Raw genomic sequence first — 25,520 nt, 5'->3', positions numbered from 1 at the left:
TGAAGGGCTCGATGCGCGCCGGCGCCGCCGTTGCCGGGCTGTTCGCCAGCCAGTTGGCTTGCGCGGCGGCAAGCCCCACGGCGAGCACTGCCGCCGCACCCGGCAGCCTGGGTGGGCAGCTGGCGCAGATGGTCTTTGGCCTGCTGTTGGTGGTTGGCCTGATCTTCTTCCTGGCCTGGTTGTTGCGCCGTATGCAGGGCGCGGCGGTCAAGGGCGGGCAGGTGATCGAGATCGTCGGCAGCCGGGCCATCGGCCCGCGTGACCGGCTGTTGCTGGTGCAGGTCGGCAAGGAGCAGATCCTGATCGGCCACACCCCAGGCAGCATCGAGGCCCTGCATGTGCTGGCCGAACCCGTCGAAGTGCCCGCTGCTGCCCGTCAGGCGGCGCCGGAGTTTGCCCAGCGGCTGATGGAGCTGATGGGCAAGGATCAGAAGGACAAGAAGTGATGACCGGCGTGCTGCGCATGATGTTGACCTTGGCGCTGCTGCTGGCCGCGCCGTTGGCCCTGGCCGCCGACCCGCTGTCGATCCCGGCCATTACCCTGTCCAATGGGGCGGACGGGCAACAGGAGTATTCGGTCAGCCTGCAGATCCTGCTGATCATGACGGCGCTGAGCTTCATCCCGGCGTTCGTGGTCCTGATGACCAGCTTCACCCGCATCATCATCGTGTTCTCGATTTTGCGTCAGGCCCTGGGCCTGCAGCAGACGCCTTCGAACCAGATTCTGACCGGCATGGCGCTGTTTTTGACGATGTTCATCATGGCCCCGGTGTTCGACCGGGTGAACCGGGATGCGCTGCAGCCGTACCTGAAGGAGCAGATGACCGCCCAGCAGGCCATCGACAAGGCCCAGGTGCCGCTCAAGGACTTCATGCTGGCGCAGACCCGGCAGAGCGACCTGGACCTGTTCATGCGTTTGTCCAAGCGCACCGACATCGCAGGCCCCGACCAGGTGCCGCTGACCATCCTGGTGCCGGCCTTTGTCACCTCCGAGCTCAAGACCGCGTTCCAGATTGGTTTCATGATCTTCATCCCCTTTCTGATCATCGACATGGTGGTCGCCAGCGTGCTGATGGCCATGGGTATGATGATGCTGTCACCGCTGATCATCTCGCTGCCGTTCAAGATCATGCTGTTCGTTCTGGTTGATGGCTGGGCGCTGATCATGGGCACACTGGCCAGTAGTTTCGGCGGCGTCTGACGCCGTCAAGGAGAGCCATGCATGACCCCTGAAGTTGCTGTCGACCTGTTCCGCGATGCCCTCTGGCTGACCACGCTGATGGTCGCCATCCTGGTGGTGCCGAGCCTGCTGGTGGGCTTGATGGTGGCGATGTTCCAGGCCGCCACGCAGATCAACGAACAGACCCTGAGCTTTCTGCCGCGTCTGTTGGTGATGCTGATCACGCTGATCGTCGCCGGGCCTTGGTTGGTGCAAAAGTTCATGGAGTACATCACCACCCTCTACACCAGCATCCCGCAGCTGATCGGTTGACACGGCCATGCTGGAGCTGACCAACGCACAGATTGGCACCTGGGTCGCCACCTTCATCCTGCCGTTGTTCCGGGTGACGGCGGTGCTGATGACCATGCCGATCTTCGGCACGCGCATGCTGCCGGCACGGGTGCGCCTGTACGTGGCGGTGGCCATCACCGTCGTGATCGTCCCGGCGCTGCCGCCCTTGCCCGAGTTCGAACCGTTGAGCCTGCAGGGCCTGTTGTTGTGTGGCGAGCAGGTCATCGTCGGCGCGTTGTTCGGTTTCTCGTTGCAGTTGCTGTTCCAGGCCTTCGTCATCGCCGGCCAGATTGTCGCGGTTCAGATGGGCATGGCCTTCGCTTCGATGGTCGACCCGGCCAACGGCGTCAACGTCGCGGTGGTCAGCCAGTTCATGACCATGTTGGTCAGTGTGCTGTTCTTGCTGATGAACGGGCATTTGGTGGTGTTCGAGGTGCTGACCGAGAGCTTCACCACCTTGCCGGTGGGCAATGCGCTGATGGTCAACCAGTTCTGGGAAATGGTCGGGCGCCTGAGTTGGGTGTTCGGTGCTGGGCTGTTGCTGGTCTTGCCAGCGATAGCGGCGTTGTTGGTGGTGAACATCGCCTTTGGCGTGATGACGCGCGCGGCGCCACAGTTGAACATCTTCTCCATTGGTTTCCCGCTGACCCTGGTCATGGGTATGGGGATTTTCTGGGTCGGCCTGGCCGATATTCTTTCCCATTACCAGGCATTGGCCAGCGACGCGCTGCAATGGTTGCGTGAACTGGCAAGGGCGCGCTGAGCATGGCTGAAAGCGAGAGCGGTCAGGACAAGACAGAGGACCCCACCGAAAAACGCAAGCGCAGCGCGCGCGAAAAAGGCGAGATCGCCCGCTCCAAGGAGTTGAACACGGTGGCGGTGACCCTGGCCGGCGCCGGCGGCCTGCTGATGTTTGGCGGGTACTTGGCCGAGACGCTCCTGAGCGTGATGCGCATGAACTTCAGCCTGACCCGTGACATGATCGTCGACGAGCGCGCCATGGGTGCGTTTTTGCTGGCCTCGGGCAAGATGGCGATCTGGGCAGTGCAGCCTGTGCTCATCCTGCTGTTCGTGATCTCTTTCGTAGCCCCGATCATGCTGGGTGGTTTCCTGTTTTCTGGCAGCCTGCTGCAGCCGAAATTCAGCCGCATGAACCCGCTGTCGGGGATCAAGCGCATGTTCTCGATGCATGCCTTGACCGAGTTGCTCAAGGCGTTGGCCAAGTTTTTCGTGATCCTGATCGTCGCGGTGGTGGTGTTGGTCGGTGACCGCCAGGCATTGCTGTCCATTGCCAATGAGCCCTTGGAGCAGGCAATCATTCACAGTGTCCAGGTGGTGGGGTGGAGTGCGTTGTGGATGTCGGCGGGGCTGCTGCTGATTGCGGCTGCGGACGTGCCGTTCCAGCTGTGGCAGACGCACAAGAAAATGAAGATGACCAAGCAGGAAGTGCGTGACGAGTACAAGGACTCGGAGGGCAAGCCTGAGGTCAAGCAGCGTATTCGCCAGTTGCAGCGCGAGGCATCGCAGCGGCGCATGATGGCGGCCGTACCGCAGGCAGACGTAATTATCACCAACCCGACGCACTATGCCGTGGCCCTGCAGTACGACCCGGAGAAGGGCGGGGTGGCGCCATTGCTGCTGGCCAAGGGTACCGATTTCATAGCGTTGAAGATTCGTGAGATTGGTGTCGAGCACAAGATCCAGATCCTCGAATCGCCGGCCCTGGCGCGGGCGATCTATTACTCCACCGAGCTTGAGCAGGAGATCCCGGCGGGGTTGTACCTGGCGGTGGCGCAGGTGTTGGCGTATGTGTTCCAGATTCGTCAGTACCGGTCGGGCAAGGGCAAGCGGCCGGAGCCGTTGAAGGACGATTTGCCGATCCCGCCGGATTTGCGCCGCGACAGTTAGCTTTGTGCCAGGGCTGCTGGCCCTTTTGCGGGCAAGCCCGCTCCCACAGGTTTTCTACATGACTTCAGGGCATGGATGATGCCTGTGGGAGCGGGCTTGCCCGCGAAAGGGCCCGCCCTGACCGCGCAAATGTAAAAGTTGGAAGGCTTCTTGCAGAGCCACGCCCAGGCGCCCCCTGGGCGTCAAAGTTTTGCATCAAGAGGACTCGCGGTGGATCGCACTCAGTTAATCAACAACGCACGCCACAACCTGGCCGGCCTCGGCCGGGGCAACTTGGGTGTGCCGCTGTTGCTGCTGGTGATGTTGGCAATGATGATGCTGCCAATACCGCCGTTCCTGCTCGACGTGTTCTTCACCTTCAACATCGCCCTGTCGATCGTGGTGCTGCTGGTCTGCGTCTACGCCCTGCGCCCGCTCGACTTCGCCGCGTTCCCGACCATCCTGCTGGTGGCGACCCTGCTGCGTCTGGCGCTGAACGTGGCGTCCACGCGTGTGGTCATGCTCCACGGCCAGGAGGGTCACGGCGCCGCGGGCAAGGTGATCCAGGCCTTCGGTGAAGTGGTCATCGGCGGTAACTACGTGGTCGGTGCGGTGGTGTTCGCCATCCTCATGATCATCAACTTCGTGGTCGTCACCAAAGGTGCTGGGCGTATTTCCGAGGTGAGCGCACGCTTTACCCTCGATGCGATGCCTGGCAAGCAGATGGCCATCGACGCCGACCTCAACGCCGGCCTGATCGACCAGGCCCAGGCCAAGGCCCGCCGGTCCGAGGTGGCGCAGGAGGCTGAGTTCTACGGTTCGATGGACGGTGCCAGCAAGTTTGTGCGCGGCGACGCCATTGCCGGCCTGCTGATCCTGTTCATCAACCTCATCGGCGGCATGCTCATCGGCATGCTCCAGCACGGCATGCCATTCAGCGAAGCCGGTAAGGTGTACGCTTTGCTGACCATCGGTGACGGTTTGGTGGCGCAATTGCCATCCCTGCTGTTGTCCACGGCGGCGGCCATCATGGTTACCCGGGCTTCGGGCTCGGAAGACATGGGCAAGCTGATCAACCGGCAGATGTTCGACTCGCCCAAGGCCCTGGCGGTCTCCGGTGGGCTGATGATCGTCATGGGCCTGGTGCCGGGCATGCCGCATGTGGCGTTCCTCGGCCTCGGCCTGTTGGCCTGTGGCGGCGCATACCTTGTGTGGAAGAAACAGCAACAGGTCAAGGTCAAGGCCCAGCAGGAGGCGCAGCGTCAGCAAGACCTGCTGCCCTCGCCACAGCGTGCGCTGGAGACCAAGGAGCTGGGCTGGGACGACGTCACCCCGATCGACATGATCGGCCTTGAGGTCGGCTACCGCTTGATTCCGCTGGTCGACCGCAACCAGGGTGGCCAGTTGCTGGCGCGGATCAAGGGCGTGCGCAAGAAGCTGTCCCAAGACCTGGGCTTCCTCATGCCCACCGTGCACATTCGCGACAACCTCGACCTGCAGCCCAGTGCCTACCGCCTGACCTTGATGGGGGTGATCCTGGCTGAAGCGGAGATTTACCCCGACCGGGAGCTGGCGATCAACCCAGGTCAGGTATTTGGCACCCTCAACGGCATTGCCGCGCGCGACCCGGCCTTTGGCCTGGAGGCGGTGTGGATTGACGTGGGTCAGCGGTCCCAGGCGCAGTCGCTGGGGTATACCGTGGTCGATGCCAGTACCGTGGTGGCCACCCACCTCAACCAGATTTTGCAGAAGCACTGTCACGAGCTGATCGGCCACGAAGAGGTCCAGCAACTGCTGCAGGTGTTGTCCAAGGCATCGCCTAAACTTGCAGAAGAGTTGGTGCCGGGTGTCATTTCCTTGTCGGGCCTGCTCAAGGTGCTGCAGGCGTTGTTGTCCGAGCAAGTGCCGGTGCGCGACATCCGCAGCATCGCCGAGGCTATCGCCAACAACGCCGGCAAGAGTCAAGATACCGCCGCGCTGGTGGCAGTGGTGCGCGTCGGATTGTGTCGCGCCATCGTGCAAAGCATTGTCGGCGTTGAGTCGGAGCTGCCAGTGATCACCCTTGAACCAAGGTTGGAACAGATTTTGCTCAATAGTCTGCAAAGGGCCGGGCAGGGTCAGGAAGACGGTGTTCTTCTGGAACCGAGCATGGCCGAAAAGCTGCAGCGTTCGCTGATTGAGGCGGCCCAGCGCCAAGAGATGCAGGGCCAGCCGGCCATTCTTCTGGTCGCCGGCCCGATCCGCGCCATGTTGTCGCGCTTCGGTCGCCTGGCTGTACCGAATTTGCATGTTCTGGCGTATCAGGAAATACCTGACAACAAGCAAGTCACCATCGTTGCCACCGTGGGCCCTAACGGCTGAGGTAGTGGATAATGCAAGTTAAGCGATTTTTCGCCGCCGATATGCGTCAGGCCATGAAGCTGGTCCGGGATGAGCTTGGCTCCGATGCCGCCATCATCGGTAACCGCCGCATCGCCGGTGGTGTTGAATTGACAGCCGCGCTGGACTACAAGTTGTCCGCCCTGGCCCCGCGCGTGCCCAACGCCGAGCTTGAAGAAGAGCTGCGCAAGACCCACACGCGTATCGCCACGGCCCAGGCCGAACTGGACCAGCGCAGCGACAACAGCGACAACAACCGCCAATTGTTCGCCGGTCAGTCGCTGACCGCCTCGGAGCCGCTGGTCGAGCCGCACGTGGATGCCCCGGCGCCTGCTGCTGCGCCTACCCCGGCACCGGTCGATCCTCGGCTGTTCGATGCCATGCGCTCGGAGCTGTCGGGTTTGCGCGAGCTGCTGGAAGTGCAGCTCGGCTCGCTGGCCTGGAGCCAGCTGCAAGGCAGCAAACCGCAGCAAGCCAACCTCTGGCGCCGTCTGCAGCGCATCGGCCTGTCTGGGCCGATTGCCCGTGAACTGCTCGAACTCACCACCGAAATCGAAGAGCCGCGCCAGGCATGGCGCATGCTGCTGGCGCACCTGGCGCGGATGATCGAAGTCCCTGAGGTCGAGCCGATCGAAGAGGGCGGTGTGATCGCCATGGTCGGCCCCGCCGGCATGGGCAAGACCACTACCCTGGCCAAGCTGGCCGCGCGCTATGTGCTCAAGTACGGCGCGCCGCAGTTGGCGTTGGTGAGCATGGACAGCTTCCGCATCGGTGCCCAGGAGCAGCTCAAGACCTTGGGGCGGATCCTCAACGTGCCGGTGACCTACGTCGACCCGGGCCAGTCCCTGGCCCAGGCGCTGGAGCCGCTGCTGCGCAAGCGCGTGGTGCTGATCGATACCGCCGGCCTGCAGGCCAGCGACCCGGCCCTGCGCATGCAGCTGGAAACCCTGGCCAGCCGCGGCATCGCCGCGAAGAACTACCTGGTGCTGGCAACCACCAGCCAGAAGCAGGTGCTGACCGCCGCCTACCACAGCTACAAGCGCTGTGGCCTGGCCGGTTGTATCCTGACCAAACTCGATGAAACGGCAAGCCTCGGCGACGTGCTGAGCCTTGCCATCAGTCATGAATTGCCGGTGGCCTACCTGACCGATGGGCCACGCATTCCTGACGACTTGCACTTGCCACGGGCGCACCAGCTGGTCACCCGCGCGGTCAATGTGCAGCAGCAGGACGAGCCCAGCGAAGAGGCCATGGCCGACATGTTCGCTGATCTCTACCACAACCCGCGGCGAGCGGGCTGATGATGAAGCGTGTGCAAAGTAGCTATGCCAAGGGGCACGCAGAATTGCCTCACGTGTGGCCTGAGTCCCAGCGAGACAAGGTAAAGAACAGACATGGGTAGCATGCATCCCGTACAGGTGATCGCCGTCACCGGTGGCAAAGGTGGCGTCGGCAAGACTAACGTTTCAGTGAACCTGTCTCTGGCGCTGGCCGAGCTTGGCCGCAGGGTCATGTTGCTGGACGCCGACCTGGGCCTGGCCAATGTCGACGTATTGCTTGGCTTGACCCCAAAACGCACCCTGGCCGATGTCATCGAAGGGCGCTGTGAGCTGCGCGATGTGATGCTGCAGGGGCCGGGCGGTGTGCGCATCGTGCCGGCGGCCTCCGGCACCCAGAGCATGGTGCACCTGGCGCCGGCCCAGCATGCCGGCCTGATCCAGGCCTTCAGTGACATCGGCGACAACCTCGACGTACTGGTGATCGATACCGCTGCGGGTATTGGTGACTCAGTGGTCAGTTTCGTTCGCGCGGCCCAGGAAGTGTTGCTGGTGGTCTGCGACGAACCCACCTCGATCACTGATGCCTATGCCCTGATCAAGCTGCTCAACCGTGACTACGGCATGAACCGCTTCCGCGTGCTGGCCAACATGGCTCAGAGCCCGCAGGAAGGGCGCAACCTGTTCGCCAAATTGACCAAGGTCACCGACCGCTTCCTAGACGTCGCCCTGCAGTACGTGGGCGCGGTGCCGTACGACGAGTGCGTGCGCAAGGCGGTGCAGAAGCAGCGCGCGGTGTACGAAGCCTTCCCTCGCTCCAAGTGCGCGCTGGCCTTCAAGGCCATTGCGCAGAAGGTCGACAGCTGGCCGTTGCCGGCCAACCCGCGCGGGCACCTGGAGTTCTTCGTCGAGCGTCTGGTGCAGCCCACCAGCGCAGGACCGGTGCTATGAGTGCGAGCGGCTTCAAGATGTACAGCAGGGCGTCGAAAGACGCCCAGTACGAGCTGATCGAACGCTACGCCCCGCTGGTCAAGCGCATCGCCTATCACTTGCTGGCGCGGCTGCCGGCCAACGTCCAGGTCGAAGACCTGATTCAGGCCGGCATGATCGGCTTGCTGGAAGTGGCCAACAAATATGACGCCAGCAAGGGCGCCAGCTTCGAGACCTACGCCGGCATCCGCATCCGCGGCGCGATGCTGGACGAGGTGCGCAAGGGCGATTGGGCGCCGCGTTCGGTGCACCGCAATACACGCATGGTCAGTGATGCAATGCGCGCCGTGGAAGCAAGAACCGGTCGCGACGCTAAAGATCATGAGGTTGCTGCCGAACTCCAATTGAGTCTCGACGATTACTACGGGATTTTGAACGATACCCTGGGCAGCCGACTGTTCAGCTTCGACGACCTGTTGCAGGACGGCGAGCACGAAGGGCTGCACGAGGACGGCGCCAGTGGCCAGGTCGAACCGTCGCGGGACCTTGAAGACGAGCGCTTCCAGGCTGCCCTGACCGATGCGATCGCCAACCTGCCAGAGCGCGAGCGGCTGGTGCTGGCGCTGTACTACGACGAAGAGCTGAACCTCAAGGAAATCGGTGAGGTGCTGGGGGTCAGCGAATCGCGCGTGAGCCAGTTGCACAGCCAGTGCGCCGCACGTTTGCGCAGCCGTCTGGGTGAATGGCGGGCGCGCTAGTCGCCGCCGTTCGCCGTTGAAGACGCTGCAGTCGTTTCACGTTGTGCCGAATTGAATGAATGCGTGCTCGGGGACCGAGCGCGTCTGAGACTGCTTGGAGGTCTAATTGGACAAGAACATGAAAATCCTCATCGTTGACGACTTTTCGACGATGCGGCGGATCATCAAGAACCTGCTACGTGATCTGGGCTTCACCAACACCGACGAAGCCGACGACGGCACCACGGCGTTGCCGATGCTGGAAAACGGCCACTACGACTTCCTGGTGACCGACTGGAACATGCCGGGCATGTCCGGTATCGACCTGCTGCGCAAAGTCCGCGCCAGCGAAAAGCTGAAAACCATGCCGGTACTGATGGTGACCGCCGAAGCCAAGCGTGACCAGATCATCGAAGCGGCCCAGGCCGGCGTCAATGGTTACGTGGTCAAGCCGTTCACCGCTCAGGTGCTCAAAGAAAAGATCGAGAAGATCTTCGAACGCGTCAACGGCTGAGTCACGTCAGGGGGCGCGCCATGGATTCATCAGAAACGTCTTTGGGGGAGTTCGAATCGACCCTGAAGAAGCATGCCCAGGAGCTGGTCGAAAGCCTGGAACGAGGGCGCTTCGGCGAGGCGGTGCAGCTGATCCATCAGCTGAACCAGACCCGCGACCGCGGCCTGTACCAGGAAGTCGGCAAGCTGACCCGTGAGCTGCACAGTGCAATTGTCAGCTTCCAGATCGACCCGCACATGCCGCAGGCCGAGGAGGTCTCGCAGATCACCGACGCCACCGAGCGCCTGTCCTATGTGGTCAAGCTGACCGAGAGTGCGGCCAACCGCACCATGGACCTGGTCGAAGAAAGCACCCCGGTGCTCAACGACCTGGCGGGCGAGGCCAAGGCCCTGAGCGTGGACTGGCAGCGCTTCATGCGCCGCGAAGTTGCCGCGCCGGAATTCCGTGACCTGGTCAAACGTGTCGACAGTTTTCTGACGCACAGCGCCGAAGGCAATCGCAAGGTTTCCGGCCACCTCAACGACATTCTGCTGGCTCAGGACTATCAGGACCTGACCGGCCAGGTGATCAAGCGCGTCACCGCGTTGGTCACCGAGGTGGAAAGCAACTTGCTCAAGCTCGTGCTGATGGCCAGTCAAGTCGACCGTTTTGCCGGTATCGAACATGACCACCAGCAGCTGCGTGCTGAAAAAGATCAAGAAAAACATCCGACTCGGGGTGAAGGTCCGCAGATTCATGCCGATAAGCGTGAAGACGTCGTGTCCGGTCAGGACGATGTCGATGATCTGCTGTCCAGTCTGGGTTTTTAAGGAGCACGTTTAATGAGCTTCGGCGCCGATGAAGAAATCCTTCAGGATTTCCTGGTAGAAGCCGGCGAAATTCTTGAGCAACTGTCCGAGCAATTGGTCGAGCTGGAAAGCCGACCCGATGATGCCGACCTGCTCAATGCCATTTTTCGCGGTTTCCACACTGTAAAAGGGGGCGCCGGCTTCCTCCAGCTCAACGAGCTGGTGGAGTGCTGCCATATCGCCGAGAACGTGTTCGACATCCTGCGCAAAGGTGAGCGCCGGGTCGACGCAGAATTGATGGACGTGGTGCTCGAAGCGCTGGACACGGTCAACAGCATGTTTGGCCAGGTTCGCGAGCGCAGCGAGGTCATCCCGGCCACCCCAGAGCTGCTGGCGGCGTTGTCGCGTCTGGCCGAGCCTGCGGCTGCCGACGAAGTCGCCGCCGCAGTGCCTGAGGCCGCCGCTGAACCGGTCGCTGCGGCACCTGCTGAAGAGCCGGACATCACCGACAGCGAATTTGAACAGCTGCTCGACTCGCTCGACGCGGTCAAGGCCCAGGCCGCCGCCGATGAGCAGATGCAAGGCGAAACCGTCAGCGGCGCCGGTGATGAAATCACCGACGCCGAATTCGAATCGCTGCTCGACCAGTTGCATGGCAAAGGCCAGTTCAGCGCCGAAGTCGCTGCCGAACCGGTGGCAAGCGCCGCGACGCCCGTCAGCGACGAAATCACCGATGAAGAATTCGAGTCGCTACTCGACCAATTGCATGGCAAAGGCACGTTCCAGGCCGACGCTTTGCCCGCGGCCAATGCGCCGGCGGCGACAGCGCCCGAAAGCGTTGCACCGGCCAGCACGACCAGCGACGAAATCAGCGAGCACGAGTTCGAAGCCTTGCTCGATCAGTTGCACGGCAAGGGCAAGTTCTCGGGCGATGCCGTTGCGGTCGATGCGCCAGTCGCCGCCAAGGTCGAGAGCAAGCCGGTGGCCAAGCCGGCCCCGGCCCCGACAGCCGCCAGCAAGCCTGCGCCTGCACCCCGCGCGCCGGCCCCAGCGGCAGAAAAGCATGCGGTCAGCGAGGCGGAAACCACCGTGCGCGTCGACACCGCGCGCCTGGACGAGATCATGAACATGGTCGGCGAACTGGTGCTGGTGCGTAACCGCCTGGTGCGCCTGGGCCTGAACAGCGGTGACGAGGCCATGTCCAAGGCCGTGTCGAACCTCGACGTGGTCACCGCCGACTTGCAGACGGCGGTCATGAAGACCCGCATGCAGCCAATCAAGAAAGTCTTCGGCCGCTTCCCGCGCCTGGTTCGCGACCTGGCCCGCCAGCTCAAGAAAGAAATCAACCTGGAGCTGGTCGGTGAAGAGACCGACCTGGACAAGAACCTGGTAGAGGCCCTGGCCGACCCGTTGGTGCACTTGGTGCGCAACGCGGTCGACCATGGCGTCGAGATGCCTGACGAGCGTGAAGCCGCCGGCAAGGCACGTACCGGCCGGGTGGTGCTGTCGGCCGAGCAGGAAGGCGACCACATCCTGCTGTCGATCTCCGATGACGGCAAGGGCATGGACCCCAATATCCTGCGTGCCAAGGCGGTGGAAAAGGGCCTGATGGACAAGGACGCCGCCGAGCGTCTGAGCGAGTCGGACTGCTACAACCTGATCTTCGCCCCGGGCTTCTCGACCAAGACCGAGATCTCCGACGTGTCCGGCCGTGGTGTCGGCATGGACGTGGTGAAGACCAAGATTTCTCAGCTCAATGGCTCGATCAACATCTACTCGGCCAAGGGCCAGGGCTCGAAGATCGTCATCAAGGTGCCGCTGACCCTGGCGATCATGCCGACCCTGATGGTGATGCTGGGCAACCAGGCCTTCGCCTTCCCGCTGGTCAACGTCAACGAGATTTTCCACCTCGACCTGTCGCGCACCAACGTGGTCGATGGCCAGGAAGTGGTGATCGTGCGCGACAAGGCGCTGCCGCTGTTCTACCTCAAGCGCTGGCTGGTGCAGGGCCAGGTGCATGAAGAGCAGCATGAAGGCCACGTGGTGATCCTGTCGGTGGGCACCCAACGCATCGGTTTTGTCGTCGATCAACTGGTCGGCCAGGAAGAAGTGGTAATCAAGCCGCTGGGCAAGATGCTGCAGGGCACGCCGGGCATGTCCGGGGCCACGATCACCGGCGACGGTCGCATCGCGTTGATCCTCGACGTCCCGAGCATGCTCAAGCGTTACGCCGCGCGGCGTATTTGATTTCGGTGGCGCACCCTGGCGGGTTGCGCCGCCTAATGGAGTGTTTATGGCAGTCAAGGTCCTGGTGGTGGATGATTCCGGTTTCTTCCGCCGCCGTGTCTCGGAAATCCTCTCGGCGGACCCGACGATCCAGGTAGTGGGTACCGCGACCAATGGCAAGGAAGCAATCGACCAGGCGCTGGCGCTCAAGCCCGATGTCATCACCATGGACTACGAGATGCCCATGATGGACGGCATCACGGCGGTGCGGCACATCATGCAGCGCTGCCCGACCCCGGTGTTGATGTTCTCTTCGCTGACCCATGAAGGCGCCCGGGTAACCCTGGACGCGCTGGATGCCGGTGCGGTGGATTACCTGCCGAAGAACTTCGAGGACATCTCGCGCAACCCCGAGAAGGTCAAGCAGATGCTGTGTGAGAAGGTGCATACCCTGTCGCGCAGTAACCGTCGTTTCGGCAGCTACAACCCAGCGCCCGCCGCCGTGCCGGCCGCTGCCAGCAGCCCTGCACCGACCAGCAGCTTTGCAAGCCCCGCACCGGCGCGCACGGTGGCGCCGGTACGTGCGGCGCCAGCACCCGCGGCACATGCCCCGGCGCCCAAACGCAAGCCTTACAAGCTGGTGGCCATCGGTACCTCCACTGGCGGCCCGGTGGCACTGCAGCGGGTACTGACGCAACTGCCTGCCAACTTCCCGGCGCCGATCGTGTTGATCCAGCACATGCCTGCGGCCTTCACCAAGGCGTTTGCCGAACGCCTGGACAAACTGTGCAAGATCAACGTGAAGGAAGCCGAGGACGGTGACCTGTTGCGCCCAGGCCTGGCGCTGCTGGCCCCGGGTGGCAAGCAGATGATGATCGACGGCCGTGGCACGGTGAAGATCCTGCCGGGTGACGAGCGCCTGAACTACAAACCGTGCGTGGACATCACCTTCGGCTCGGCAGCCAAGTCGTACGGCGACAAGGTGCTCTCGGTGGTACTCACCGGCATGGGCGCCGACGGCCGTGAAGGTGCGCGCCTGCTCAAACAGGGCGGCAGTACCGTGTGGGCCCAGGATGAAGCCAGCTGCGTGATCTATGGCATGCCCATGGCCATCGTCAAAGCCAACCTGGCCGATGCGGTGTACAGCCTGGACGAGATCGGCAAGCACCTGGTCGAGGCCTGCGTCTGATGGACGTGCTAAGCCTGATCGGCCTGATCCTGGCGTTCGTCGCGATTGTCGGCGGCAACTTCCTCGAAGGCGGGCATGTCGGTGCGCTGCTCAATGGCCCGGCGGGCTTGATCGTGCTCGGCGGCACCCTGGCGGCGGCGCTGTTGCAGTCGCCGCTGCCGGCCTTCAAGCGTGCCTTGCAGATTCTGCGCTGGATCCTCTTTCCGCCCCGCGTCGACCTGGCGGGCGGTATCGACCGGGTGGTCAACTGGAGCCTGACGGCGCGCAAGGAAGGCCTGCTTGGCCTGGAAGGGGTCGCTGAAGCCGAGCCCGACCCGTATGCGCGCAAGGGCCTGCAGCTACTGGTCGACGGTGCCGAGCCAGAAGCCATTCGCAGCATTCTTGAAGTCGACTTCCTGACCCAGGAGGGCCGTGATATCCAGGCCGCCAAGGTGTTCGAGAGCATGGGCGGCTACGCGCCGACCATCGGCATCATCGGTGCGGTCATGGGCCTGATCCATGTGATGGGCAACCTGGCCGACCCCTCGCAACTGGGTAACGGCATCGCCGTGGCGTTCGTCGCCACCATCTACGGCGTGGCCAGCGCCAACCTGATCCTGTTGCCGATCGCCAACAAGCTCAAGGCAATCGTCATGCGCCAGTCGCGCTACCGCGAAATGCTGCTCGAAGGCCTGTTGTCGATTGCCGAGGGTGAAAACCCGCGCTCGATCGAACTGAAGCTGCAAGGCTTCATGGAGTAACCATGCGTCGCCGTCGTCATACCGAGGAACACGAGAATCACGAGCGCTGGCTGGTGTCGTACGCCGACTTCATCACCTTGCTGTTCGCGTTTTTCGTGGTCATGTACTCGATTTCCTCGATCAACGAGGGCAAGTACAAGGTCATCTCGCAGGCTTTGCTCGGGGTGTTCAATGACCCCGAGCGGAGCATGAAGCCGATCCCCATCGGTGATGAGCAACCGCTGAGCGTGCGCCCGGCCGAGCCGCTGGTCAGGGACAGCGAGCAGACCGAAGCGGGCCTGGCGCAGACCAACGTCGACCCGCTGAAGACCATCAGTGATGACGTGCGCGACGCCTTTGGCGACCTGATCAAGACCGACCAGATGACCGTGCGCGGCAATGAGCTGTGGATAGAGATCGAGCTTAACTCCTCGCTGCTGTTCGGCAGCGGTGATGCCATGCCCAGTGACAAGGCCTTCGACATCATCGAAAAGGTGGCGAACATCCTCAAGCCGTTCGCCAACCCGGTGCATGTCGAAGGCTTTACCGACAACCTGCCGATTCGTACCGCGCAGTACCCGACCAACTGGGAGCTGTCGTCGGCACGGGCGGCGAGCATCGTCCGCCTGCTGGCCATGGAAGGGGTGAACCCTGCGCGCATGGCGTCGGTGGGCTATGGCGAGTATCAGCCAGTCGCCAGCAATGACAGCGCCGAGGGGCGTGCCCGCAATCGTCGCGTGGTACTGGTGATTTCGCGCAACCTCGAAGTGCGCCGCAGCCTGACCGGCTCCGGCAGCGCCAATGCCACGCCGGATGCGGCATTGCGCCGGGCTGGCACACAAAGTGCACCGGCAACAGCGAGTCACTAACTCGTCAATTCTCCGTCACTGCGTGTTGTCGTGCTTGCTGAGCGCGGTCCCTGTGGGAGCGGGCTTGCCCTGCGAAGCCGGCGACGTGGTGGATGGCACGGGCTACGCCCGTGTTCGCGGGACAAGCCCGCTCCCACAAGGGTGGGCGCTAAATTTATGAGTCAAGAGTTGTCCTATGAGAGTCTGGGCAGTAGCCAATCAAAAAGGTGGCGTCGGCAAGACCACCACGACCATCGCCCTGGCTGGCCTGCTGGCTGAGGCGGGCAAGCGCGTGGTCGTCGTCGACCTCGACCCGCACGGTTCGATGACCAGTTATTTCGGGCATAACCCCGATGCGCTGGAGCACAGCTGTTATGACCTGTTTCTGCACCAGGGCAGCGTGCCCGAAGGTTTACCTGGGCAACTGCTGCTGCCTACCAGCGATGAGCGTATCTCGCTGTTGCCTTCGAGCACTGCGCTGGCGGTGCTGGAGCGCCAGTCACCGGGGAAAAACGGCCTGGGCTTGGTGATCGCCAAGAGCTTGGCGCAGCTGTGGCAGGATTTCGACTTTGCCTTGATCGACAGCCCGCCCTTGCTCGGCGTGCTGATGGTCAATGCCCTGGCCGCGAGCCAGCAACTGGTGATACCGGTGCAGACCGAGTTCCTGGCGGTCAAGGGCCTGGAGCGCATGGTCGGTACCCTGGCCATGGTCAACCGTTCGCGTAAACAGGCGTTGCCTTACCAGATTGTGCCGACCCTGTTCGACCGCCGTACCCAGGCTTCACTGGGCACGCTCAAATTGTTGCGCGACACCTACGAGCAGCATGTCTGGCAGGGCTACATCCCGGTAGACACCCGCTTGCGCGACGCCAGCCGCAAGGGCGTCACGCCTTCGCAGTTCGATGGCAAAAGCCGTGGGTTGATTGCCTACCGGGCGTTGCTCAAGCACTTGCTCACTTACAAAACCGCAGTGCAGGTAGCCTGATGACCCAGACCCGGCAAACCAGCACGCGGCCGCAGATGGCGCTGCAGTCTTACCTCGATGGGTTGTTGCAGGAGGCCACCGAGGCCGACGACCTGATCGAGCAGCCGGCAGCGCCGCAAGCATTCGCCGACGCGGTGCGTGAGGAACAAGCGCCTGATGCGCGCCAGCCTGCCCAGGCCGCCAGCGCCGCGCCGCGACCCTTCGCCGAGCCACGCCTGCAGGTATTGCCCAGCGTGTTGCCGGTGGAAGAACCGGTGGTTGCGGTGGCCGAGAGCCAAGTGCTGGCCGAGGCCAGCATCCCGGTCCTGATCGAAGAGCACGCAGTGGAACCGGCGGTGCCGCTGGTGGATGTGCACCTGCCCGCGCCGAACCTGCCGGTACCCCCGGCGAGCGTCGATGGCCGCCCAGCCTGGGCGGCGGAACCCTTCGAGTGCCTGCTGTTCGACGTCGCCGGCTTGACCCTGGCCGTGCCCCTGGTGTGCCTGGGCTCGATCTACAACCTGGCCGGCCAGGAGCTGACGCCGCTGTTTGGCCAACCGGACTGGTTTCTCGGCATCCTGACGTGCCAGGCCGGCAACCTGAAGGTCCTCGACACCGCGCGCTGGGTCATGCCCGACCGCTACCGCGAGGATTTTCGTCAGGGCCTGCAGTATGTGATTTCCGTCCAGGGCTATGAATGGGGGTTGGCCGTGCACCAGGTCAGCCGCTCCTTGCGCCTGGACCCGTCCGAGATCAAGTGGCGCAGCCAGCGTGGTCAGCGTCCGTGGCTGGCCGGCACGGTGATCGAACACATGTGTGCCCTGCTCGACGTCGCCGAACTGGCCGAGCTGATCGCCAGTGGCGCGGTCAAGCAGATGCACGCCAAACACAAATGACACCGAACACACCGCCTATGGCGGATTTTGAGGGGTAGGGGAATGAAAAAGTCGTCTGCACAAGGTTCCGAAGATCCGATCCTGCAGTGGGTAACCTTCCGTCTGGACAACGAGTCCTACGGGATCAATGTCATGCAGGTGCAGGAAGTGCTGCGCTACACCGAGATCGCCCCGGTGCCGGGCGCGCCGAGCTACGTGCTGGGCATCATCAACCTGCGCGGCAACGTGGTGACGGTCATCGACACTCGCCAGCGTTTTGGCCTGATGTCGACCGAGGTGACCGACAACACCCGTATCGTCATCATCGAGGCGGACAAGCAAGTGGTCGGCATCCTGGTCGACAGCGTGGCCGAGGTGGTCTACCTGCGTCAGTCCGAGATCGAGACGGCGCCGAATGTGGGTAACGAAGAGTCGGCCAAGTTCATCCAGGGCGTTTGCAACAAGAACGGCGAACTGCTGATCCTGGTCGAGCTGGACAAGATGATGACCGAGGAAGAGTGGTCCGAGCTTGAGAACATCTGAGTTGATCCTTGAGGTTGCTGTCATCTTCCTGGCGTTGCTCTGGGCGCTGGGCTTGTGGATGTTCCTCAACCATGCCAAGCGCCAGCGCGAGCTGGCCGCGCAACAGGCCGAGGGCGACGCCCTGCGTGATCAGCGCATCAAGGACCTGGCCAAGCGCCTGGACGACTACCAGAACGGTACCGTGCGCATGGGTGAAGCCATTCATGAGCTGGGCGAAACCTTGGCCACCTTGCCTGACCGGCTGGAGCGGCTGGAGCAGCGCGACCCCAGCAGCGTCACCTTCAGCCAGGCGGCCAAGCTGGTCGGCATGGGCGCGAGTGTGTCCGAGCTGACCGAAACCTGTGGCCTGACCCAGGCCGAGGCGGAGTTGATGAGTAAGCTGCACCGCACGGAGTAAGAAGAAGGCGACCCTGAGGTCGCCTTTTTTGTGCCTGGTGCGAGCTTCAGGTATTGGCCCATGAATGCATCCCACCCACCTTGGCCAGGCGGCTGAGAGGCATGCGCTCACGCTGCACGGCAGTGAAGGTCTCCATCTGGACATACATGAAGCTGTTGATGCGCGGCATCATGTACAGGTTGTAAATCTGGCGCAGGCGATAGAGATCCGGCTGTAGTCGCTTTATCACGGCGTCCAGCATCGCCGGGCCGCTCAGTTGGCTCAAACGGTTGGCGTAGTTGTAGAAGCCTTGCGGATCGTTGGCCAGCGTGGGGCGGTACTGGTAGAAGCCCGAATCGACCAGGTAACGGGCACGCATCTCTTCTGAAATAGCGATCAGTGTCGGGTTGCCAGCGTGGCTGCCGATCATGCTGGTGTTGTACAGGGAGTTCATGCCGAGTTTCTCGTTCTGCATCGGTGGGTGCAGCAACAGCCCGTCATCGCTGGTTGCCAGTTCGACGGTATCGATCGCAGCGCCCGCGTGCGGTGTGCCATCGGCCGCCGTTTGTGCCAGCAAGTGGTCGTCGACGTCCATATAGAGCCCACCTTCACTGTGCAGCATCGGGTAACGCAAGACGTCTGATGCGGAGGAGAAGTTGGTAGCCACGCCGCCATTGCCATCGATGGCCGCCTGGTACTGGGCGAAGTACTCGCTCTGGGCGAAGGCTGTGAAGAAAGGCTGCTCTTCCAGCGTCAGAACCTGCAAGCCGGGCGCTTTTGCACTCAGCTCGCCGAGATTGTGCGCAAAGGCCTGAGGGTTTGCCTTGGACAGGTACAGCCGGTACTGGTACGGGCTGTTGCGCAACCTTCCTGCATTGGCCGCTAGCGTGTCTATCAGTTCTGGGGCCAGCGCTTTGTCCCCGACCCATAGCGAGGAGATGAGCTTGGGAATGGGGTGTGCGCCGATTGCAACCGGGCTGGGCATGTGCACGGGAAGCGGTAGATCAATGCCCAGGGCACGCAGGGATGCCATGCGCATCTGATTAGTGACCGGCCTGCCTGCGGGGTCGACGATGCGCATGTTGCCCGTTTCAGGCTCGGCTTCGTAGAACGTCGGGTTGACCTCGTTCGTGCCGTGTTCGGTCATGAACAGGTCGGACTGCATGTCATAGACCAGATCAAGATGTTCTGCATAGTCAGGTACGGGTTCGTAGTAGCCGGTCAGCCGATCGACATCGCCATCGTACCGGGGGTAGCGCCTGACTGAATAAGCGACTGCGGGGTTGGCCTCCTCCAGCGGGGCGATGCGGGCAGGGCGGTTAAAGAAGGGCGCGATATCCATTTCCGGCAAGTGCGGTGGGCTGACAGGGCTTAGCGGGTACCCCCACTGATCGTTGATGCGGCGCGGCACAACGAAGCCGTCTTGCTGGAAGTGGAACAGGGCATCACCCTTGACCACGGCTTCAATAGCCAGTGGTGTGGCATTCAACAGCCCATAGGCGATGTTGCCGATGCCCTCGCGCTTGTCTTGCAAGGTCTTGCCATTGATTGCCTGATCCAGGCCCAGGCCCAGGCCCAGTTGCACAATGCCGCCGAGGGCCAGCAAGGGGGCAAGCCCAGGTACTACAAAGGTGAGGGGCGCGACCAGGTTGAGCGTGGTGTTGAGGTAGCTGCGCCACTTGCGCTTGGTTACTTCGCTGTTGCTGGTGATGAGGAAGTCGGCATCGTCATAGCAACGTTGGCGCTGGCGCTCGGCCATGGCCTGAAACAGGTCGCCGGTGATTCTCGGGTTGTACTTGCCCGGCCGGTAGTTGACGTAGGTGCGGGGCGGCCAAGCGCCATCGTCATTGAAGAAACCATGCTCTGGCGGCAGCCTGTGGTTGCGTGGATAAACGCCCAACCCTTCCAGAGCAGTGTCCAGGCCGCTGAAATCGATACCCTGGGGGCCATCGGCCAACCTGAAGTGCTGTTTGAGCGCCTGGCGTTTGGCGGCGTCCTTGCATTGCTGGCCAACCCAGTCCTTCAGCAGGTTTTCATTGGCGAACTCCAGCAGTGGTGAGCTATTGCCGGGCGCATAGAGCAGCGTGAGTTGTGAGTTGACGTCGTGGATGTAGAGCAAGTCGGTGGCGGCGTAGCCATAGATGCTCAAGGTACTCAGGCGCAAGCCCTTGCCCCGGGGGATCAGCGCGGCGGCGCGCCAGGCGAGTTTGCGTGCGGCGTCGCTGAGCCTGCCTGCGCTGACCTGTTGGTTGCAGGCAGCAATGAAGTTCAGCTTGCAGCAAAGGCGATAGCTTGCCAGGTGCTGGTGCCAGTAAGTGTCGAGCGAGGTCTTGTAAGCGGTGTGGAAATCCAATGCCTCGATGTGGCGCTGCAGTTCATCAGCACGGATGTTTAGCAGAGTCGATTGGTCGTAAAGGGCCGGTTCGGTGCGCCGGAACAGGCCATTGAAGACCTCATAGCACGCGCCGTTGTCGTATATCGGCTGCGGGGGGAGTTGGGCGACGAGGGTGATCGGGCCATCCTCGGGTAGGGTGCCGGCCCAGGGGGCCTTGAACAGCGCACCGAAAAAGTCGTTGTTGGACTCACCTTGCCAGTTCATCAGTACTGCTTGTGTCAGGCTGACGCGCTGCATTACGACAGCCTGGTAACCGTCGATGTCGTGCGGATGCAGGTGCAGTGTGACGACATCGATCTGGTCGGGGTCCAGGTTTACGCCTTGTGTCGCAAGCCAGCCCTTGATGGCGCGCTTGGCGTCGCGATCGGGCCGGGGGAGGGTGGCGAGATGGTCGCGTACGTACTGCACGCCCTCTGCGTTGATGTGGGGGGTGGGCATGTGGGTCTCCGTGGTGCGGGGAAAACCACAGGATCGACCGACGGGCCCGGCGTGCGACGGTACATAATGCTTGCTGGGCGCTTCAGCCCGCCTGGCCGGGCAGGTGCGGTAAGCGCTCGGTCACGTCTCGCTCGCCTTTGGGCGTGTCGTCGAAGCCTGGCGGCACCTTGCCGCGCAGTTGCCAGGCGAAGGCAATGATCTCGGCAATGGTCAGGTACAGCGCTTCGGGGATCTGTTCGCCCAGTTCCAGGCGTGCCAGCAGGCGCACCAGCTCGGCGTTTTCGTAGATCGGCACTTCGTGTTGGCGGGCCAGGGCGAGAATCGCTTCGGCCAAGGCATCGTCGCCCTTGGCGCTGAGGGTGGGGGCCTGTTGGCCGTCGTAGCTTAGGGCAATGGCCTGGCGGGGTGTCTTGGCACTCATGCGTTTTCGTCCACCCAGCGTTGTTCGACCCGCGTGCGTGGCCCTTGGGGAGGTATGCCGGGGTGGCATTGCAGGTCGCCGACGTCCAGGCCGCGAGCCAGCAGGCGCTCGCGCAGGGTGCCGAGCTGGCTGTCGATCAGCCGTGCGGTTTGTTCGCGTTCTGCCCATAGCTGGCCACTCAAGCGGCCTTGGCTCAATTGTGCCTGGACTTGCAGTGGGCCAAGCGGCGCTAGGTCGAAGGCCAGCTCGATACGCCACAGGGCTTGCAGCGGGTCTTGCGCTTCGTGCTGGCGATCGGCCTGCTGTTGCGGCGTCTCTTCGCGCTGCAGCTTGACCTGCAGCGGGATGAACTCCTGGCCATGGCGGATGGGTACTTCAGTTTGCCAGGTGGTCTGCAGGTTGCCGTTTTCAAGGTTGCCGGTCTGCTGCAGGCTGCTCATGGCATGGCTTTGCAGGCGCGAAATGGCCGCAGCGGCCAGGCGCAGCAGGTGTTGCAGGTCGCCTTCGTCTTCCATGGCCTTGAGCAGCCGTGAAGGCAGCGGAAACGCCCCTGGCTGAGGTTTCGGGCTGACCCGGTCGAGCATGCCCAGGGCGCCGCGAGCCAGGGCTGGAAGGGCCAGGGCCAAGGTGCTTGGCGCCAACCCTGGTGCGCCGGGCATGGTGACCGAGGCCTGGGTGATCAACCTGAGTAGATGGGCCTTGAGGTCCGTAGCCACGCTTGCGGGGAGGCCGCCCAGCAACTTCGCCTCAAGGAAGGTGCCGCTGTTGTTCAGGGCCTGGGCGAGGGCCTTGGTATCGCCGAGTTGACGCGCGTCCGGCAGGCCGGCGAGCAATCGCTCGGCGGTAGCGCGCAGGTCGCTGTCGGCGCCGGGGTCGCGGGCGACCTGTTGCAGGGCGCTGAGCAGGCCAGGCAACGAGGCCTGACGGTTTTGCTGGGTGAGCAGTTGCTGGGCGATGCTGAGCTGGTCTTGCCGGCCGCTGAGCGGCACGAACTGCAGCGATTGGTCGCCTTGCACCCGCGCGCTGAGCAGGCTGCCCACCGGCAGTGGGCGTGGGCTGTCGATGGTAAGGGTGGCGCCGGCCTGGGCACTGTTGAGCAGGCTCACCAGCGAACGGTAACCGGCGGATTGGCCGGGCGCTTGAGGGATGGGCTGGTTGGTCAGGACCTTGCCTTGCAGCAGGGTGCCGACCGGGACCTTGGCCGTGTCCAGGCGGGTGAGGGTGGCGAGGTTACTGGCGCTGGCCTGCTGCAACATGATCGCCAGGCGATTGCCTTCGGTCTGGCTGACGGTGACCTGGCTGCCCTGGGGCAAGGGCTGACTGGCGCTGGCCTGCAATTGAGTCTGGGCGCCGTTGGCCAGGATCAGCCGCAGCACGAACTGGAACTCCCGGCCCAGCTGACGCATCGACAACACCTCGGCCTGCGCCGTTTCGCCCGGTGCCAGCAAGCCGGGTTGCGCTTGCGTGAGGCGCAGCAGTTCGCCGGTCATGCCCGCCTTGATGGCCTGGGCGCTGATCGCGGTTTGTGCGCCGAGACTATTGATTTCAGTCATGATTGTATACAACCTGTCGAACCCGCCCTCTTGGCAGCGAGGCCGTGCATGTAATAATGCCGCCCGTCCGCCACTGCCACTGTAACGGCAGCGAGGGGGGCGACTTGAGACACTGGGTTGAAGTTCGGCGTCGCCTGCTTCGCGGGCAAGCCCGCTCCCACAGGTGCGCGCAGGCCTTGAACCCTATTGAGATAAGGCGAAACCGTGACCCTTCACCTCCAAGCCGCGGGCCTGGCCTGCGAGCGCGACTGGCGCCTGCTGTTCGAACACCTCGATTTCGAGCTGCGGCCCGGCGACATGCTGCAAATCAGCGGCCCCAACGGCAGCGGCAAGACCAGCCTGCTGCGCCTGCTGGCCGGGCTGATGCAGCCGACTGCCGGGCAGGTTCTGCTCGGTGGCAAGCCGTTGGCCGAACAGCGCCATGCCCTGGCCAGCATCCTGCTGTGGATTGGCCATGCGGCGGGGATCAAGGACCTGCTCACCGCCGAAGAAAACCTCACCTGGCTCTGTGCCTTGCACCAACCAACCAGCGCCGAGGCCATCTGGGCGGCGCTTGCGGCGGTCGGCCTGCGCGGTTTCGAAGACGTGCCTTGCCATACCTTGTCCGCCGGCCAGCAGCGCCGTGTGGCCCTGGCCCGGTTGTACCTTGCCAGCCCGCCCTTGTGGATTCTCGACGAGCCGTTCACCGCCCTCGACAAGCAAGGCGTGGCGCAGCTCGAAGCGCACCTGGCGGCGCATTGCGAGCAGGGTGGCACGGTGGTGCTGACCACCCACCACAGCCTCGAACGCAAACCTTCGGGCTACCGAGAACTGAACCTGGGGCAATGGGCGGCATGAGCGTATTCATCCTGTTGCTGCGCCGCGAAGCGCGGCTGTTGTTCCGCCGCCCGGCCGAGCTGGCTAACCCGCTGGTGTTCTTCGCCATCGTCGTTGCCCTGTTCCCCTTGGCGGTAGGCCCTGAAAGCCAATTGTTGCAAACCTTGTCGCCGGGGCTGGTGTGGGTGGCGGCCTTGCTTGCCGTACTGCTGTCGCTCGATGGCCTGTTCCGCAGCGATTTCGAGGACGGCTCGCTTGAGCAGTGGGTACTGTCGCCCCATCCGCTGGCGCTACTGGTGCTGGCCAAGGTGCTGGCACACTGGATCTTTTCCGGGCTGGCGCTGGTATTGTTGGCCCCACTGCTGGCGTTGATGCTGGGGCTGCCTAGCCATTGCCTGCCGGTGCTGCTCGCCTCGCTGCTGCTGGGCACGCCGGTACTGAGCCTGTTGGGCGCGGTGGGGGCGGCGCTGACGGTCGGTCTCAAACGCGGTGGTCTGCTGCTGGCATTGCTGATTCTGCCGTTGTATATCCCTGTATTGATCCTGGGCAGTGGTGCGTTGCAGGCGGCGTTGCAGAATATGCCAGCCACCGGCCATCTGCTCTGGCTCGCCAGCCTCACGGCCCTGGCGGTGACACTGGCACCCTTTGCGATAGCGGCCGGCCTGAAGATCAGCGTCGGCGAATAACGAGTCCTGGGCTCTCAAGCCTGGCAAATACCCTGGATGTACCCTGATGAAAATGAGTTGGACGTGGTTCCACAAACTCGGTTCTCCCAAATGGTTCTATGCCATCAGCGGCCGCATGCTGCCGTGGCTGGCCGTCTCTGCCATCGTGCTGCTGCTGGTGGGCGTCACCTGGGGCCTGGCCTTTGCGCCCCAGGATTACCAGCAGGGCAACAGTTTCCGCATCATTTACATTCATGTGCCGGCGGCGATGCTGGCGCAGTCCTGCTATGTACTGCTGGCGGTGGCCGGGGTGGTGGGGCTGGTGTGGAAAATGAAACTGGCCGACGTCGCCCTGCAGTGCGCAGCGCCGATCGGCGCCTGGATGACCGCCGTGGCGCTGGTCACTGGCGCCATCTGGGGCAAGCCGACCTGGGGCAGCTGGTGGGTGTGGGATGCGCGCCTTACGTCGATGTTGATCCTGTTGTTCCTGTACTTCGGCATTATTGCTTTGGGCCAGGCAATCAGTAATCGTGACAGCGCGGCCAAGGCCTGTGCGGTGCTGGCGATTGTCGGTGTGATCAACATCCCGATCATCAAGTACTCGGTGGAGTGGTGGAACACCCTGCACCAGGGCGCCACCTTCACCCTTACCGAAAAGCCGGCCATGCCCGCCGAGATGTGGCTGCCATTGCTGTGCACGGCACTGGGCTTCTACTGCTTCTTCGGCGCCGTGCTATTGCTGCGCATGCGCCTTGAGGTGCTCAAGCGCGAGGCACGCGCCAGTTGGGTCAAGGAGGAAGTGTTGAACAGCCTGGGGCGGAGGGCCGCACAATGAGTTTTGCCTCGTTCGGCGATTTTCTCGCCATGGGCCACCATGGCCTGTACGTGTGGACGGCCTATGGCATCTGCCTGGCGGTGCTGGCGCTCAACGTCGCCGCGCCGCTGCTGGCCCGCCGTCGCTACCTGCAAGAAGAGGCGCGCCGATTGCGCCGGGAGAACAACCAGTGAATCCGCAGCGCAAGAAACGCCTGTTGCTCATCGTCGGCCTGCTGGTCGGTGTCGGGATTGCCGTCGGCTTTGCCCTGAGCGCCTTGCAGCAGAACATCAACCTGTTCTACACGCCGACCCAGATCGCCAATGGCGAGGCGCCACAGGATACCCGTATCCGTGCCGGTGGCATGGTCGAAAAAGGCTCGGTGCAGCGTTCGGCCGACTCGCTCGACGTGCGCTTCGTGGTCACGGACTTCAACAAGTCGGTGCCGATCACCTACCGTGGGATCCTCCCCGACCTGTTCCGCGAAGGGCAGGGTATCGTCGCCCTCGGCAAGCTCAATGCCGAAGGCGTGGTGGTGGCCGATGAAGTACTGGCCAAGCACGACGAGAAATACATGCCGCCCGAGGTGACCAAGGCCCTGAAGGAAAGCGGCCAAGCCGCCGCAGGCGCGGAGGCGAAACCATGAACGCGGC

The 25,520-nt window shown here is 63.0% G+C and carries 27 protein-coding genes; 24 read left to right on the top strand and 3 right to left on the bottom strand.

The window, feature by feature from the left end; translation table 11 throughout:
- Positions 1 to 11 precede the first annotated feature (11 nt).
- From fliO to ACSSU5_RS03055, 19 genes are all read left to right on the top strand, one after another.
- Complete coding sequence (gene fliO / locus ACSSU5_RS03145; RefSeq protein WP_492560580.1) at positions 12 to 446, top strand: flagellar biosynthetic protein FliO; 435 nt, start codon at positions 12 to 14, stop codon at positions 444 to 446.
- Positions 446 to 1,201 carry a flagellar type III secretion system pore protein FliP gene (gene fliP, locus ACSSU5_RS03140; RefSeq protein ID WP_264312198.1) on the top strand — a complete coding sequence of 252 codons (756 nt, stop codon included), beginning with the start codon at positions 446 to 448 and terminating at the stop codon, positions 1,199 to 1,201. Before fliO ends, fliP begins: the two co-directional genes overlap by 1 nt.
- Positions 1,202 to 1,222: 21 nt before the next feature.
- Complete coding sequence (fliQ, locus tag ACSSU5_RS03135) at positions 1,223 to 1,492, top strand: flagellar biosynthesis protein FliQ (RefSeq protein WP_492560579.1); 270 nt, start codon at positions 1,223 to 1,225, stop codon at positions 1,490 to 1,492.
- A gap of 7 nt (positions 1,493 to 1,499) precedes the next feature.
- Positions 1,500 to 2,276 (top strand): flagellar biosynthetic protein FliR, encoded by a 777-nt coding sequence (gene fliR / locus ACSSU5_RS03130; protein ID WP_492560578.1) that lies wholly within the window; start codon positions 1,500 to 1,502, stop codon positions 2,274 to 2,276.
- Between the two features lie 2 nt (positions 2,277 to 2,278).
- Positions 2,279 to 3,421 carry a flagellar biosynthesis protein FlhB gene (gene flhB / locus ACSSU5_RS03125; protein ID WP_264312200.1) on the top strand — a complete coding sequence of 381 codons (1,143 nt, stop codon included), beginning with the start codon at positions 2,279 to 2,281 and terminating at the stop codon, positions 3,419 to 3,421.
- 210 nt (positions 3,422 to 3,631) lie between these two features.
- Positions 3,632 to 5,761, top strand: a complete 2,130-nt coding sequence (flhA, locus tag ACSSU5_RS03120) for a flagellar biosynthesis protein FlhA (protein ID WP_264312201.1) — start codon at positions 3,632 to 3,634, stop codon at positions 5,759 to 5,761.
- A gap of 11 nt (positions 5,762 to 5,772) precedes the next feature.
- Positions 5,773 to 7,080 carry a flagellar biosynthesis GTPase FlhF gene (gene flhF / locus ACSSU5_RS03115; RefSeq protein ID WP_264312202.1) on the top strand — a complete coding sequence of 436 codons (1,308 nt, stop codon included), beginning with the start codon at positions 5,773 to 5,775 and terminating at the stop codon, positions 7,078 to 7,080.
- A 93-nt stretch (positions 7,081 to 7,173) separates the two neighbouring features.
- A complete protein-coding gene (gene fleN, locus ACSSU5_RS03110) occupies positions 7,174 to 8,007 on the top strand; it encodes a flagellar synthesis regulator FleN (protein ID WP_264312203.1) in 834 nt (277 codons plus the stop codon).
- Positions 8,004 to 8,744 carry an RNA polymerase sigma factor FliA gene (gene fliA / locus ACSSU5_RS03105; RefSeq protein ID WP_033699449.1) on the top strand — a complete coding sequence of 247 codons (741 nt, stop codon included), beginning with the start codon at positions 8,004 to 8,006 and terminating at the stop codon, positions 8,742 to 8,744. The genes fleN and fliA overlap by 4 nt, the downstream gene beginning before the upstream one ends.
- Before the next feature lie 118 nt (positions 8,745 to 8,862).
- The gene (locus tag ACSSU5_RS03100; RefSeq protein ID WP_077068541.1) at positions 8,863 to 9,237 is read left to right on the top strand and encodes a chemotaxis response regulator CheY; all 375 of its coding nucleotides are present in this window, start codon (positions 8,863 to 8,865) and stop codon (positions 9,235 to 9,237) included.
- 20 nt (positions 9,238 to 9,257) lie between these two features.
- On the top strand, positions 9,258 to 10,046 hold the full coding sequence (locus ACSSU5_RS03095) for a protein phosphatase CheZ (protein ID WP_492560577.1): 789 nt from the start codon (positions 9,258 to 9,260) through the stop codon (positions 10,044 to 10,046).
- A gap of 12 nt (positions 10,047 to 10,058) precedes the next feature.
- A complete protein-coding gene (locus tag ACSSU5_RS03090; protein ID WP_264312205.1) occupies positions 10,059 to 12,272 on the top strand; it encodes a chemotaxis protein CheA in 2,214 nt (737 codons plus the stop codon).
- Between the two features lie 46 nt (positions 12,273 to 12,318).
- A complete protein-coding gene (locus tag ACSSU5_RS03085; RefSeq protein WP_492560576.1) occupies positions 12,319 to 13,440 on the top strand; it encodes a protein-glutamate methylesterase/protein-glutamine glutaminase in 1,122 nt (373 codons plus the stop codon).
- A complete protein-coding gene (locus ACSSU5_RS03080) occupies positions 13,440 to 14,180 on the top strand; it encodes a flagellar motor protein (RefSeq protein WP_264312207.1) in 741 nt (246 codons plus the stop codon). Before ACSSU5_RS03085 ends, ACSSU5_RS03080 begins: the two co-directional genes overlap by 1 nt.
- A gap of 2 nt (positions 14,181 to 14,182) precedes the next feature.
- Complete coding sequence (gene motD, locus ACSSU5_RS03075) at positions 14,183 to 15,028, top strand: flagellar motor protein MotD (protein WP_264312208.1); 846 nt, start codon at positions 14,183 to 14,185, stop codon at positions 15,026 to 15,028.
- Positions 15,029 to 15,203: 175 nt separating this feature from the next.
- Positions 15,204 to 15,992, top strand: a complete 789-nt coding sequence (locus ACSSU5_RS03070; protein ID WP_264312209.1) for a ParA family protein — start codon at positions 15,204 to 15,206, stop codon at positions 15,990 to 15,992.
- A complete protein-coding gene (locus tag ACSSU5_RS03065) occupies positions 15,992 to 16,867 on the top strand; it encodes a CheW domain-containing protein (protein ID WP_492560575.1) in 876 nt (291 codons plus the stop codon). Before ACSSU5_RS03070 ends, ACSSU5_RS03065 begins: the two co-directional genes overlap by 1 nt.
- 42 nt (positions 16,868 to 16,909) lie before the next feature.
- Positions 16,910 to 17,389 (top strand): chemotaxis protein CheW, encoded by a 480-nt coding sequence (locus ACSSU5_RS03060; protein ID WP_213657703.1) that lies wholly within the window; start codon positions 16,910 to 16,912, stop codon positions 17,387 to 17,389.
- A gap of 1 nt (position 17,390) precedes the next feature.
- On the top strand, positions 17,391 to 17,786 hold the full coding sequence (locus ACSSU5_RS03055) for a DUF2802 domain-containing protein (protein ID WP_264313883.1): 396 nt from the start codon (positions 17,391 to 17,393) through the stop codon (positions 17,784 to 17,786).
- Positions 17,787 to 17,832: 46 nt separating this feature from the next.
- Here the strand turns inward: ACSSU5_RS03055 and ACSSU5_RS03050 are convergent, their stop codons facing one another.
- The 3 genes from ACSSU5_RS03050 to fliK form a co-directional block, all read right to left on the bottom strand.
- A complete protein-coding gene (locus ACSSU5_RS03050) occupies positions 17,833 to 20,598 on the bottom strand; it encodes a dermonecrotic toxin domain-containing protein (RefSeq protein ID WP_492560574.1) in 2,766 nt (921 codons plus the stop codon).
- An 82-nt stretch (positions 20,599 to 20,680) separates the two neighbouring features.
- On the bottom strand, positions 20,681 to 21,019 hold the full coding sequence (locus tag ACSSU5_RS03045) for an EscU/YscU/HrcU family type III secretion system export apparatus switch protein (protein WP_492560573.1): 339 nt from the start codon (positions 21,017 to 21,019) through the stop codon (positions 20,681 to 20,683).
- Positions 21,016 to 22,572 carry a flagellar hook-length control protein FliK gene (gene fliK, locus ACSSU5_RS03040; RefSeq protein WP_492560572.1) on the bottom strand — a complete coding sequence of 519 codons (1,557 nt, stop codon included), beginning with the start codon at positions 22,570 to 22,572 and terminating at the stop codon, positions 21,016 to 21,018. Before fliK ends, ACSSU5_RS03045 begins: the two co-directional genes overlap by 4 nt.
- Positions 22,573 to 22,776: 204 nt before the next feature.
- On the opposite strand from fliK, the gene ccmA reads away from it, so the two are divergent.
- From ccmA to ccmE, 5 genes are read left to right on the top strand one after another with little or no spacing between them, the layout of a single operon-like run.
- Positions 22,777 to 23,409, top strand: a complete 633-nt coding sequence (gene ccmA, locus ACSSU5_RS03035; RefSeq protein ID WP_264312213.1) for a cytochrome c biogenesis heme-transporting ATPase CcmA — start codon at positions 22,777 to 22,779, stop codon at positions 23,407 to 23,409.
- Complete coding sequence (gene ccmB / locus ACSSU5_RS03030; protein WP_371097214.1) at positions 23,397 to 24,074, top strand: heme exporter protein CcmB; 678 nt, start codon at positions 23,397 to 23,399, stop codon at positions 24,072 to 24,074. Before ccmA ends, ccmB begins: the two co-directional genes overlap by 13 nt.
- 46 nt (positions 24,075 to 24,120) lie before the next feature.
- The gene (locus ACSSU5_RS03025; RefSeq protein ID WP_264312214.1) at positions 24,121 to 24,888 is read left to right on the top strand and encodes a heme ABC transporter permease; all 768 of its coding nucleotides are present in this window, start codon (positions 24,121 to 24,123) and stop codon (positions 24,886 to 24,888) included.
- Positions 24,885 to 25,061, top strand: coding sequence for a heme exporter protein CcmD (gene ccmD / locus ACSSU5_RS03020; RefSeq protein WP_099428656.1), 177 nt, complete (start codon positions 24,885 to 24,887; stop codon positions 25,059 to 25,061). The genes ACSSU5_RS03025 and ccmD overlap by 4 nt, the downstream gene beginning before the upstream one ends.
- A complete protein-coding gene (gene ccmE / locus ACSSU5_RS03015) occupies positions 25,058 to 25,513 on the top strand; it encodes a cytochrome c maturation protein CcmE (protein ID WP_099428657.1) in 456 nt (151 codons plus the stop codon). The genes ccmD and ccmE overlap by 4 nt, the downstream gene beginning before the upstream one ends.
- The last annotated feature ends 7 nt before the right edge of the window (positions 25,514 to 25,520 follow it).

It is taken from the genome of Pseudomonas sp. E1MeOHC2, assembly GCF_058745025.1.
This window is presented reverse-complemented; position numbering and strand designations above follow the sequence as displayed.